Source organism: Geobacter sp. AOG1 (assembly GCF_019972315.1).
In the GTDB taxonomy this organism is placed as follows: Bacteria; Desulfobacterota; Desulfuromonadia; order Geobacterales; family Geobacteraceae; genus Geomobilimonas.
Genome location: NZ_BLIZ01000001.1, coordinates 350290 through 362192, shown reverse-complemented (window position 1 = coordinate 362192; position 11903 = coordinate 350290). Strand labels below are relative to the sequence as shown.

The window sequence follows — 11903 nt, the reverse complement described above, 5'->3', positions numbered from 1 at the left end:
GCTAGTCTCCCCCCAGTTTCTTGAGCCGACAGGGGGCTGTCGGGCTGAAATAGTGTTGCTGGATGGCGGTGAAGACATCCTCGACCTCAATGGCGCGCATGCATGCCCCCCTTCCGGCCGGGTGTCGGCAGGTATGGAGCTTGGCATTGAAATTCGTGATACATGGGCTGCAGTCGAACTGTGGGTAAACAGCGATTCCGTTACTTCCCCACGGCCCATAGAGGGTCGGGGTGTTCGGGCCGTACAGGCCAACCACGGGGATGTCGAGAGCCGACGCCAGATGCACGGCCGCCGTATCAGCGGATATCACCAGATCGGTAGCGGCGACAAGGGCAAAATAATCATCGAACTGAAGCCGTCCGCTCAAATCTGCGACTGCCTCCTGTGCACGCAGGTGACGGAAGACCTCCCGGATAAGGAACGACTCTTCGGCCAGGCCGGTGAAGATGACCCGCACCTGGAACCGACTTGTCAGAAGGTCGGCAAGGGCGGCATACCGTTCCGGCAGCCAACGGCGTTCACGGAAATTATCGCTGGTCCCGACATGCATGACCACGCAGACCTCGTCCGCCCCGATGCCCGATTCGGCCAGGATTTCACGACCCCGTTTCTGCAGCCCCTCGATGCCGGGAAGGCTGATTTCCGTGGGGAATGGGATATTTGCTGTCCCGGCGGCTGTGGAGAGAGCGAAAAACGAGCGAGTGATATGAATGGTATTATCGTAGGGAATAGCATGGGTGTAGAGATAGCTGCGATGCTGGCCGCGGGTAGCGAAACCGATGATTTCCCGTGCCCCTACCTGGTTCGCGACCAGAGCGGAGAAACGGGCGAACTGCTCGAAGTCGACGATGATGTCGTAGTCATTGTGTTTCAACCGCGAGACGGCACGTTGCCAGGTGCTGATGAACCGGGGAATGGTGCCGGTATCGATGGTGACGATGGTATCCGCTGCACCACTTATCTCCAGGGCTTGCCGGTTGCTCTCCAGTGTCAGAAAATCCAGGATGGCATCCGGATATGCCTTCCTCAGTGCCAGGATGGAAGGGATGATCATGAATATATTGCCGATGCCCCAGAACTTGATGAGGAGAATTCTCTTTACACCGACCGATGGCGACGCCGGATGCCTCCCAAACCGTCTCGCCAGGGAAAGTGCGAGCAGCAGTGGTATTCCCAAATAGGTATCGATGATGCGTATCAACTTCCAGTTCATTGTGACCTATCGCAATTTTATCCAGCAGTGATTAGGGCGCCGCAAAGCATCTCCCCCTGTACCGCAGGAAAGAGAGCTACTCTTGTTCCGTCAATTTTCGCCATACTTCATTTTGAACCACACTATTGGCCCTTCCTCTCCCCCTGCCCGTTCAAAATCTCTTGCGGCCTCATTCTCTTTACCCAGTGCTTGCAATGAAAGGCCGCGGTGATAGTAATAGAGGGGGTGAGGATACAGTTCGATGGCAGTGGAAAAATCCTTCACCGCATTTTCGTGTTGTCCCTCATTGCCATACGCTGCTCCACGGCCGGCAAAAAGATTGAAGGTCTCTTCGCGCATTTCGTATCCTACTGCAATATCGATTGCTGCAGTGAAATCCCTGATGGCGGCAGGGTAGTCTCCGTTTGCCAGGTAATAGGCCCCGCGCGATTTGTACGCCCTTCCCAGGGGTTGATAGTCGATAACCCTCGTCCAGAGTGCCCCAGAGTTGTTCCATATGTTGATGTGCCGTTGTGTCATGCCGGCATAAAAAAGAGGAAGGGCTACGATAAGTGCCGCTGCTAAAAAGCGCGGATAACGCTTTTCTCCTCCTACAAGTTTTCTGTATGCCACTGCGATGAGTGCAGCGGCAACGATGCACGGCACGACGGAGGGGAGGTAGGAATAGCGGGCGGCAAATGCCTGGGAACCATTCTGGAGTAAACCGAGTACCGGTAGGAGCGGAATAACAAAGGAGAACCATGTTGCCGGGACGAACCGATACTTTTTGCCGGCATAGATGCAGCAACAGGTGATCAGAGCGACGGCAGCGGTTTTTACGGCAAAGGCAGGAGGTATGGGGAAGGGGAGTATATGGAGGGGGAGGATTCCCGCGGGGTACAGCAGCAATCGGCAGTATTCGAATACGGCATTGCCGGAAATAATGAAACGTTGACCAATGGATAGCGAGCTGGCAGAAGCGAGAATATGCTTGTGTGCCGCAAGGAAGATAGTGGCACCTGCCACTGTCGCAGAAAGAACCACGTAGGGGATTTTTTCGACAAGAACGAGGCGCAGGTTTTCTTTCCGCAAGCGCCCCAGGGGGTACCAATCGGCTACGAGCAGCATGGCAGGAATAACGACGCTTACCGGTTTTGCCATGAGCGACAGCAGGAAAAGAGTGAGGGAAAGCAGGTAATCACGGGTAACGATGGCTCTGGAGCCAGCCGCTTCTGTCTGTTGGGTGTGCCGGAGATAGAAGAGAATGGTGCTGAGGGAAAATACGCCGTTCAGAACGTCTTTCCGTTCCGTGGCCCATGCTACCGATTCCACCCGCAGTGGATGTATGCCCCACAACAGCCCGGCCAGAAGTAGCATGGCGGGATAACAATAAGGATGTCTTTGCTGGTCCCCGATCCCTTCAGTTCCGCTCGTTAGTCCTGGTTCTCGTCTCAACAGCCGGTCGGCAATGAGTACCACCACCGCCGTATTGACGGCATGCAGCAGGATGTTTGTCAGGTGGTATCCCATCGGGTTCAGTTGCCAAAAGTGATAATCGACCGCAAAGGAAAGCCATGTCAGCGGAATCCATATATCGAGCCCTTTCGTGAATGCCCAGACGAGAAGGTTTCCGTCAAGGTGTCTGATAGCACTGTTCCCGACGATGAATTCCTGATCGTCGAAATTTACGAAATCGCATGAAAGCGCCCGCAGGTACACTATCAGGCAGATAGTCGCCGCAGTGAGTGCAGCAATAAATGTGGTTTTATTGGCAATTCTCAAGGGGTTCTCATTTAGTGACGCACAAGCTAGATCGCATTCTGACGAGGATATCAGCTTCTAGCGGAATAGATTGTATTTAAAGGTTAAATCCTACAGAAACTGACGAAATAAAGCAAGCACGACCCATATCCCAGGAATTTATTCCGTTCAACTTCGATGCAAAATAGTAACTATAAAAAATATTAATTTTTATTGTCAAATTAGATAATTTTTAGTATAAAACTATAACCGGCACATGCGCATTTCCCCCCTTGCTCCTCTATGCGAACTCCTATCAACAACTTCATTCACGTCGGACCGGGGCTAACCCTAATTGTTTAGCTGTAAAAATATTTAACGTCCGGAGGCATGCACATGCTAACCAGATTGCGCAAACTCATTGCTACTGTCGCCACCCTGGTGGCCGTCCCGGCAATTTCGCTGGCAGCCGTTGCATACGGAGCAACGGTGCCGATGGTGACCGTTCTGAAGCCGGTGACGGAGAATGTCGGCTCGCCGCTTCGCCTCGTGTTCGACGGCCAGGAGAATTACTATGTGACCGATCCCCGCAAGGGAGGAATCTCCAAGTTCAGCGCCTCTGGCCAGCTGATCGGAGTGCTGAAGACCCCTGCTCCGCCCCAGGGGATTGCCCTCAACGACAAGGGAAATCTGCTGGTGAGCCAGGGCGATTCGGTCGTCATCCTTGACCAGAGCGGCAGGGAGATCGGACGGCTCGGTTCCGGTGCTGGCCAGTTCAGGAAGGCGAACGGAATTGCCGTAGACGCTGCCGGCTACGTGTATGTCGTCGATACTCTGGATAACAACGTCAAGGTGTTCACCGCAACCGGGCACTTTGTGCAGGCGATTGGGTGTCAGGGGGGTGGTGAAGGCCAGTTGTCCCATCCGACCGGTATAGCGTATGAGAAGTCAGCCAACCAGATTGCGGTTGCAGACACCCAGAACGGGCGGGTGCAATTCTTTAGCGCCACGGGTAATTTCGATTTCGTAAAAAGCATTGGTTCGTTGGGGAATCAGCCACTTCAATTCAGGATGCCGGTCGGCGTCACCTTCGAGTACGACGTGGCAGGCCAGATGACCAGGATGTATGTGGCCGACATGTACGCAAACACCGTCCAGGTGATAGCCCCCGAAGGAAGCGGCAGGTTCCTTTCCTCTATCGGCAGTAACGGCGCCGCCAATGGCCAACTCGCGGTGCCGCAGGACGTGGCATTCGGTCAGATCAATAGGCGGCTCATCGTCGTGAATGGCAATGGTAACCTGGTCATGTTCGGTATTGACGGTGGAGCCAATCCTACCCCCTCCAGTACCCGTTAGTGATCCGGTAGCGGCCTGTTCCCGCGCAACCATTAATAAGATTCGATTAATTTATAAATTTTCGGGGGCTGAACAGATGAAAAGACTGATTGCAGCTTGGTTATTTGTCCTGCTGGTGACATCGATGGCACAGGCGGTCGACTCGCCGCACGTAAATCCTTCTGCTAGTTGTGCGGGCTGTCACGTTCTCATCTCAAATGGTGCGGGTGGCTACACGATCGATTACTCTTCAAATGTAACCGGAGTCAACAATCTCTGCCTTTCCTGCCATAATCCGGGATTGCTCACAAAATCCTTCAGCCCGAAGGACATTGCCAATCCATTTGGCAGCACGAATACGGGTGTTACGTCGGGACAGATGCAGACTTCCCATAACTGGGCGGCCCCCGTCAACGTTCCCGCCGCAGGAGCGGCAACGCCGGTCGATCCCTACATGAGCGCTACCATGGCTACCCAGCAAGGTGTCATAAGTTGTGCCAGCTGCCATTCCAAGCATGCCACCGCGGGTAACAACCTTCTCCGGTTCCCGAACGATACTGACCTGCTCTGCTTCGACTGTCACCGGTCCCGCAATAAACGAGACCAGATGACCGGCACCCACCCGGTCAACTTCACCTATACGAGTGCCACTTCGAAGGTCAAACTCAAACCGGCAGACTATCTTCCCCTGCCGTTGAACGCCAACTCCGCCAATCCTACGGCAGCCATGAAGCTGCCGGCTGGGCAGGTGCTCTGCACAACCTGCCATGGTGTCCACTTCACCGATTCCAATGCACGCACCTTCGATAATGCGTCTTCTGCCATCTTCGGCAGGCTGTCGTCGTCCCAGGGATACCTGCTCCGTACCGACATGCGGAGCGGGACGGCCAATGGAGTGAACATCTGCACCAACTGTCATGCCAACAAGACGGCCCACAACAACAAGGGACAGAATATCCAGTGCGCCGACTGCCATGCCGCCCACGTGGATCCGGGTGACGGCACGACTCCTAACGTGTGGCTCGTACGCCGCTACATGAACTACTCGGGTGGGGTAAAGCTGGATTCTTACCGGCGAAAGGTCCTTAACCAGTTTACGGATGCCCAGAGTAATTGGGCCGGCGGCTATGGTGTCTGTCAGGGATGCCACAATGTTCCGGTAGGCAATAGCTATCCCACCGAACATACCAGCACCAATCCGGATGTCTGCCGGTCGTGCCATTCCCACGGCAGCAAGATTGGATCCTTCTCGGCAGATTGCCAGGGGTGCCACGGGTTCCCGCCGGTGCAGAATACCCCCGGTGGTCCGAACGGTTATGCAGTTGCCGGAAACAATTCTTATGCGAACGATCCCTATTTCAAGGATGAATCCAACGCCGGTCACCGTACCCATGCCGGGAAGGTGCTGTTAAGTTACGGCTGTAACGAGTGCCATGCCGGTAACACTCACGGTTCAGGCAACTTCCAGCAGGTCTTCAAAGCAACCTCTAACATTATCGCTGCCACCGGTGGCGCTACCCCGATGTATAACGCAAGCACCGGTACCTGCAGCAATGTCTACTGTCACAGCAATGGGCGACAGAGCTACGCGTCTCCCCTCTGGTCAAATGCATCGACCGGCGCCTGCGGGACCTGTCATGCCACAACGCCGTACATCGGTGGCCCCTTCATCAGCAGCAATGCCCACTTCCCCCATTTCAGTTCTAACGGAAGCTCCTACGGGCCGATGCTGACTCCGCGAAATGCCACCAGTTGCCAGACCTGTCATACAGCATTTACCGGCGAGTTCGGCGCGACCCATGTGGACGGGACCGTTCAGGTCATCTCCTCCTGTAATCCCTGCCACCGCCAGGCGGGTACGTACGTCTGGACGACAGGGCCGGTTTCCTGTGAAAGCTGTCATACCGGTATCCTGTCCGAGATCAACGGCGTCACGGCACCGGACAAGTCCCGGTTTACCAATCTCGGCCATGGGCAGTTCACGGGCAAAAGCGATCAGTGCCTCAACTGCCATGTGCGCAGCGACCGGCATATCACCTCTGTGCCGGGAACCCATGTCACCCGTCTTGGCAGCAGCTACCAGGGGATTGGTCAGAACGACCTCTGTGCCTCCTGCCACAATAACGCGGCCATCGTGACGACCACCGCCCGCCAGAACATGTCGACCCACGTGTCCACCAAGACTGACCCCCCGCAGCCGAATCTCTGTTCCGCCTGCCATGACGTTCACGGGTCGACGAACCTCAATGCCATCAACGCGCAGATTGCCTTCAAACCCGGTTCGACGGCAATCATTGCCTTCACCAACACGTCGACCGGCTTCGTAAATACGAAAACCAATCGCGGCCTCTGCCAGATCTGTCACACCCAGACCAATCATTACAAACGCGATGTGGCAGAAACGAGTCACCCGACCAAGACATGTCTCGCCTGCCATGATCATAAAGATTCTTACGCTTTCAAGCCAAACGGCAACTGCGATACGTGTCACGGCTACCCGCCGGTCTCCTCGATGGCAGGCCGTGGTGTCGGCGGAAATTACTCCAGCGCCCGCCTGGAAGTTTTCAACGGTGGCGGTTATACCAACGGCGGCGGTGCCCATACCGTCTCCGCCCACGTCAATCCGAATGCGGTATGGCAGCAGGCCTGGACCAACTGCGGTGTTTGCCATGATTCGTCCAAGCACCGCATGATTATGCCGCTTCAACAGAAGAGCCTCAATGTTACTCTTGACCCGACAATCTGGACCAACAGCACCATTCCCGCCGCATATACCGGACCGCTGAACGGTTCCGGTACGGGCGCCCTGGTGACCGGCTCGTGCACCAATATCTATTGCCACAGCAATGGCAATGGAGCAGGGCCGAACAACACCACCTTCACCTGGTCGTCGCCGCAGGGAACCCTTGGCTGCACAGGGTGCCATGGCAACAACGCGGCGAGCAGCAATCCGATTACGACCGGCAAGCACACGGCACATACCAGTACCGCCATGCTGGGGACAGGCAATGCTTTCGGCTGCGTGGAGTGCCATGCCAAGACGGTCGACAGCGATACCCACATCAGCAATCCGCAGAATCATGTCAACAAGTTCAAGGATTACTCCGGTGCCAAGGCCGGCGGCAGTGCCAACTACAATGCGACGACCAGGGAGTGCTCGAACTTCTATTGCCATTCCAATGGAAACAAGGGGGCTCTGCTCTACAGCAATCCGGCTGCCTGGAATTCTGCCACGACCTATGGCTGCAACGGTTGCCACGGCACGAGCAACGCCTTGGGCGCCCCTGACTATGCTAATGGCGGATCCGCGACAGGCACCGCCAACAGCCACAACGCCCATACCGCAGGCTACACCGATACGAGCGTCTGCTCCAACTGCCACTTCATTACTGCCAGCACCACCGGTGGCAAACTGGTCAACAATTCAGCTCACCTCAACAGGGTTGTCAACGTCGTATTCAACCCGGCGGTTGCCGGGGCGAACGCGAGCTACGATCCGACAACCGGTCGGTGCGCTAACATCTCCTGCCATGGCAATGCACCCGCCCAGTGGGGGGACAAGGCCGGCTGTCTCGGCTGCCATGCCGTCTCCATCGGAGGTCGCGCAGCGATCACGCCGCAGTTCAGCGGAAATTCGCACCACGTCCAGGGGCCCAATGTCGATGGTACGCATTGCTACCAGTGTCACTGGGAGGCAAACAGCGATGGCAGCATCAACCACGCCTATCATCACTCCTCAACACCTGACGCGCCAGTGGAACTGGTCGTCTATGGTGCCGGCGCACGGCCGATGACCTATACGGTCGGGACAACTGCCGTGCAGTACACGGCAAACGGCTCGAGAACCGAGATGGCGAAGATCAATGCTGTCTGCCTCGGTTGTCACAACGACCAGAACAAGGCGATCCAACCTTTCGGCGACGGCAAGACCCCGAGTGTGTATGCATGGGATGCCAGCAGCATCGGCGCGAAGTACGGTGATGCGGGAACCACCCCGTGGGGCAAATACAACGGTGGGAATACTACGCCGAAAGACTCCGTGACGAAGGCCTTCTCCGCCCATGGCAACGCCGTGAACAACAAAGGCGGCTGGGACACCAGCGAAACCTGGACCGATCGGAATGCCACGGCAAATGTCCTCTGTTTCGACTGCCACAACTCCCATGGTTCGAACATAAACGGCACCACCACCAGCTACACCAGCGCTACTTACAACGGCGGTATCCTGAAAGAAACGGTAGCTGGAAACGGTGGGTATTCGGTAACGTACAAACCGGCTTCAGGCGGCTCCGCGGCTACCCTCAACGCCTATAACCCGGGGGCGGGCCTCTGCTTCGACTGTCACCTCAATCCCAGTCTGGGCTCTACCCCGTGGGGATACAACACTACCTTTAACTCCACGCAGCAGATCATGAATTACTTCGATACGGCCTACTTCGGCAACTATACCTCCGGGCCCGGACATCGGTATCCTTACAAGGCAGCATTGGGCAACATGGGGGGGCACTTCGGTGCGTCGTCGCCGCTTTCCGTCAACGCCTCCCGATCCATCCAAGGTCTCTGCACCCCGTGCCATGATCCGCACGGCGTCAGCCCGACCCTCGGGACCAACAAGCAGTACAGCGTACCCCTCCTCAAGGGGACCTGGCTCACTTCTCCCTACAAGGAGGATGTGGCAACTGCCGACAACGTAGCGTACAGGTACATGAACGCCAGCGCAAGCGGAGACGATGCGCCACAGCCGGCATCCGGCACCGCCAACGCGTACCTTGCAGCGAAGAACTCATACAAGATCGATCAGAACACCTTTGCCTCGGGTTCCATCACCGAGACGGACCAGCAGTTCGCGGGACTTTGCCTCAACTGCCATGCCAAGCAGACCCTGACCGACGGCACGAACCACACCTGGAAGAGCAAGGACAGGATTCACGAGTCGGTGAAGGGGTGGAAGACCGCCAACGCCACCGTCAAGCACACCTACTCCTGTTCCAAGTGCCACGCGCCCCACAATGCGACCCTCCCGCGGCTCATGGTTACCAACTGCCTCGACGGCCGCCACCGCGGCCAAGTACCATACAACTCTAACTCCATCACGTCTGGCAGTGGTACAGGCTCAAAGGGTAATGGGTCCGGAGGGATGCCGGGCTTCTGGGCAGGCGGCAGAGAAGGCGATCACGGCGGGTACAGCACGAGTTCCAGTGATGCTCCGGCCGTCAAGCCATCTCCGAGCGTCGGCTCATGCCACGAGGGGAACGACACCACCCAGCAGTGGAACGTGAAGACCCCGTGGGGTTCTGCTACTACAACCACCGACCCCTCGGTACCGGTGCTGATCAGCGAGCCCAACGGCATCTGCTCAAGCTCCTGTTCTGTCACCTTGCAGTGGAACGCCTCCACCAACCCAGGCGGTGGGGCGATGCAGTACCTGGTGCAGGTAAGTTCCAGCTCCACATTTGCGACGGTCAACTACTCATCGGGCTGGATCTCCGGCACGAGCTATACGCGAACATTGGCTAACGGCACCTGGTACTGGCGCGTTCAGGCCCGTGACGCCGTTGCCATCACCAGGGTGTCGGCATGGTCAACCGTTGGGAACTTCACTCTCTCATCATCCAGTTCCTCCTCCACACCAACAACCCCTGTGCTGATAGCTGAAGCAGACAGCACCTGTTCCGGGTCGTGTGCAACAACGCTGGCATGGAACGCTTCGACCATCTCCAGTGGAACGATTCAGTACTCGGTGCAGGTCAGTTCCAGTTCATCCTTCTCGACCGTCACGGCATCGTCCGGATGGATCAACGCCACAAGCTGGACACCGAACCTGGGTGCCGGCACCTGGTACTGGCGTGTCCAGGCCCGCAATGCAACCAGCACATCGCTCGTTTCGTCCTGGTCGACAGTCGACAGCTTTGTCATCTCAGCCCCGGCAACAGCCAATCCGCCCACAGCTCCAGTTCTGGCGGCGGAACCGAATGGGAGATGCTCGACTTACTCAGGTTGTTCCATTGGCCTGACGTGGAGTCCCTCCACGAACCCAAGCGGAGGATCGATACAGTACCTGGTACAGGTCAGTTCCAGTTCCTCGTTCTCTTCCATCAAGACTCAATCGTCCTGGCAGACCGGAACCAGCTGGAACGCTACGCTGCCGAGCGGGACCTGGTACTGGCGCGTCCAGGCCCGGGATGCAACGAGCCAAAAAACGTCACCCTGGTCCACGGTCGATTCCTTTGTGCTCAGTCGTTATTAAAGGGCGGTCTGATTCCCGACAACAACGGAAAGGAGGGTGAACAGATGAAAAAGCAGGCCTATGTTAAGCCGAGAATCGTTGGCTCGGCAGACGTTCATCCATGCTGATTACCATGGGGTGAGGAGTGAGGCCGATCAAATCGGCCTCACTTTTTTTTGGGTTTCTCGTCTACAGAAGCCCAAATCTGATTTTAGGTTAAAAGATGAAGCTAAAGAAAAAAAGCGCTCGACTGGCCGCTTCTGTAGTATATTGGCAGTGATTCATGGAGAGAAGTTTTGCCAAGTTTTGTGGCGTTGTCAGAAATACACGGTGGTGGGAGAGGAGGAATACAATGGGGAAAATGGGGTGTTTTGTAACCGCTGTGCTCATGTGTATGGCAACCATGGCTTTTGCAGAGGATGTCAGGACGGGAACCATTACCGGTAAAATGATGGTAAAGAATGGAGGCCCATTGGCGAACGGGGTCGTCTTCTTTTTCAATGAGGCTTCCGGGCCTCCACCGTCGCCCGAAAAATACTGGCGGGTGCCCGATGAGATAGTCGGTACCGATGCCGGCGGCAATTTCAAGGCGGTGCTCGTTGAAGGGAAGTACTATCTGGGGGCAAGCAAGCGGAAATCGGGACAGGAGGTGGGTCCTCCCCAGGAAGGGGACTATTTCCTGCCGGCGATGGAAGAGAAGGGCATTCCCAAGACATTCCGTGTGGATAAAGGCAAGGCGACCGATGTCGGCACCATAGCGGAAGCGGTCCCTTTCGCCAAAACAACCGTCAAGACCAGTAACGGCATTACCGCCATCGAAGGGACCATTACCGACGCTGACGGAAAACCTCTGGAAAGGGCCATGGTGTTTGCTTTTCTGACTCCTGCCATGGTGGGGAAACCTCTCTTTGTCTCCGAGCGAACGGGAAAGGATGGGAAATACCTTCTCAGGGTCAATCAAGGAGGGAATTATTACCTCAAGATCAGGGATGTGTATGGTGGTGGAGCGCCGAAAGTAGGAGAGATTATGGGAGGGTATGGACAGGATAAGCCCGTGCCGGTTACCGCAAAAACAGGGACGACGGTAAAAGGGATAGACATAAAAGGGATACGCTTTCTCGGGCGCGGCCCGAATCAGTAACAAATTCCGTTTCCATTTATTCTGTATTTACCTTTGACGTCCAGACAGTGTATACTACCCCCAATAATGCTATTTTCAGTGGCCAGTTCACAAGCTGCACCTAATTACCACGGAAGGAGGTATCCCAAGCGATGAAAAGGTGTAAATATGTCCGTCCAAGAGTCGTGGGAAATGCCGTGGTACATCCCTGCTGATACCTTCGTGACCTTTGGAGAGAGGCACCGACATACTGTTTTCGGTGCCTCTCTATTATTTTCAGGTACTCTGCG

5 protein-coding genes are annotated in these 11903 nt (G+C 56.0%); 3 read left to right on the top strand and 2 right to left on the bottom strand.

All coding sequences use genetic code 11. The features are described from left to right. Nucleotide 1: 1 nt before the first annotated feature. Both LDN04_RS01610 and LDN04_RS01605 read right to left on the bottom strand, forming a co-directional pair. On the bottom strand, nucleotides 2-1213 hold the full coding sequence (locus LDN04_RS01610) for a glycosyltransferase family 9 protein (protein WP_223905681.1): 1212 nt from the start codon (nucleotides 1211-1213) through the stop codon (nucleotides 2-4). A gap of 90 nt (nucleotides 1214-1303) precedes the next feature. Continuing rightward, nucleotides 1304-2974, bottom strand: coding sequence for a tetratricopeptide repeat protein (locus LDN04_RS01605; RefSeq protein WP_223905679.1), 1671 nt, complete (start codon nucleotides 2972-2974; stop codon nucleotides 1304-1306). Between the two features lie 354 nt (nucleotides 2975-3328). Between LDN04_RS01605 and LDN04_RS01600 the strand changes: the two genes are divergently transcribed. From LDN04_RS01600 to LDN04_RS01590, 3 genes are all read left to right on the top strand, one after another. After that, nucleotides 3329-4288: an NHL repeat-containing protein gene (locus LDN04_RS01600; protein ID WP_223905677.1), complete on the top strand. Its 960-nt coding sequence runs from the start codon at nucleotides 3329-3331 to the stop codon at nucleotides 4286-4288. A gap of 76 nt (nucleotides 4289-4364) precedes the next feature. Beyond that, a complete protein-coding gene (locus LDN04_RS01595; protein ID WP_223905675.1) occupies nucleotides 4365-10514 on the top strand; it encodes a CxxxxCH/CxxCH domain-containing protein in 6150 nt (2049 codons plus the stop codon). Nucleotides 10515-10896: 382 nt separating this feature from the next. Further along, a complete protein-coding gene (locus LDN04_RS01590) occupies nucleotides 10897-11634 on the top strand; it encodes a carboxypeptidase-like regulatory domain-containing protein (protein ID WP_223905673.1) in 738 nt (245 codons plus the stop codon). The last annotated feature ends 269 nt before the right edge of the window (nucleotides 11635-11903 follow it).